Below are 1,451 nucleotides of genomic sequence, written 5' to 3'. Positions count from 1 at the left end.
GAGCGTCAGGATGAATACCATGAGTTCCGTCAATCTGAACAGCATTTGTAATCTATTTAAAAGTAGTAACTAAACAAATCAGTTGCTACTTTTATTAAAAAATCTTTTTGATTTATAGAAAACTGAATATTTAATTTTATGTAATATGGTGATTCTTATGAATAATGTTCAGGAAAGAACAAAGGTAACTGCTCATGGAAGAAGCGAGCTCATCAATCATATTCAACAAAATTTAATTACATTAATTTCATCTTGTCGTTCTGTCGCAGATATGTGTCGGAAAATTGATGTAAACAGGCAGCAATTTAACAAATATCTAGCTGGTCAACATATTCCTTCTCAAAAAGTTCTTCAAAAAATTGCCCGCTATTTTATGATTGAAGCTAAAGATCTTTTAATAAATCCTAAAGACTTTAAATGCTTATATGAGGGATTAGAAAATGAAATACCAACAACCCTTCGATACTCAAACCAGTTCAATGATTTTTTACACCTTGCTAGAGCAACACCAGAACTCATGGAGGAATATTTAGGTGTTTATTATAGATATCATTATTCATCTATTTATAAAGGTAAAATTCTTCGTTCTTTAACTTACTTATATCGCAAAGATGCACTAGTTCAATATGTAACTATTGAACACTTCCCTCACTTAGATAACCCTAAAAAAAATGCTTTCAAATTTCGATATGATGGCTTCTGCTTTATGCTTGGAGATAGAGTCTTTATGATTGATATGGAAGAAAAGCAATATAATGAAATGACTTTTTCTATATTAACTACACAGCATAGACGTCCTATTAGGTTTCTTTACGGTATTCTGTCAGGTATTGCTTCTACATCTTTTAGGCAACCTTTTGCCACCAAAATGGCATTCCAATTAATCGACACAGGGCCTCTTAAAAAGCATCATCTTCAAGCTACTACTGTTCTAGAGATAAATGATTCATCAATTCCATTTGAAATTAAAGAATACCTTCTAGCAGATACCTCAAAAACGATATGGGGTGGAGCTTAAGAATTTTGAGTAATTTATCGCAAGGCTCTTACGAGCCTTTTCTTTTATTGTTTTAGCTATTACCACCAATACTCTACTTGTAATCCGAAATTGCTGCCATTACGTGATGTACCAAAATTACCCGTTGACGATAATGTAGAACCTGCATTGTTCAAATCAGCACGCTCTTGGGCTTCCTTGTTCCAAATCGCATAGGTGTAATACAAACGGAATTCTGGCCTATCCCAAAATCCTTTTCCTTTTGGTGACCATGTTGGTGCAAAGGTTAATTTAGTTAAAGTCGCGGTCTTATCACGTTTAATGGCATCAAAACCTAATTCTCCTACTAACTTAAATTGATCATTCAATGCATATATCGGTCGTACACCAGCTGAATACCACTCTTGTTCATTTGAAGCTTCTTCTCGTTCATCTTTCTGGTAAATCAACTCCG

2 protein-coding genes are annotated in these 1,451 nt (G+C 33.8%); one reads left to right on the top strand and one right to left on the bottom strand.

The features are described 5' to 3' along the window. The first annotated feature begins 157 nt into the window (after nucleotides 1-157). Nucleotides 158-1,018, top strand: coding sequence for a helix-turn-helix domain-containing protein (locus tag KTI79_RS19065; protein WP_050679135.1), 861 nt, complete (start codon nucleotides 158-160; stop codon nucleotides 1,016-1,018). 59 nt (nucleotides 1,019-1,077) lie between these two features. Here the strand turns inward: KTI79_RS19065 and KTI79_RS19060 are convergent. After that, nucleotides 1,078-1,451: carbohydrate porin (locus KTI79_RS19060; protein WP_143225034.1), on the bottom strand; the 374-nt coding region annotated here is incomplete at its 5' end.

It is taken from the genome of Acinetobacter sp. WU_MDCI_Abxd143, assembly GCF_025514195.1.
GTDB classification, from domain to species: Bacteria; Pseudomonadota; Gammaproteobacteria; order Pseudomonadales; family Moraxellaceae; genus Acinetobacter; species Acinetobacter pittii_H.
Note: the sequence above shows the minus strand (reverse complement) of the source record. Positions and strands in the feature narration are given on the sequence as shown.

What these genes read in the sequence shown, in the direction of transcription:
- KTI79_RS19065 (WP_050679135.1), top strand. Translation starts at nt 158, where the DNA reads ATGAATAATGTTCAGGAAAGAACAAAGGTAACTGCTCATGGAAGAAGC.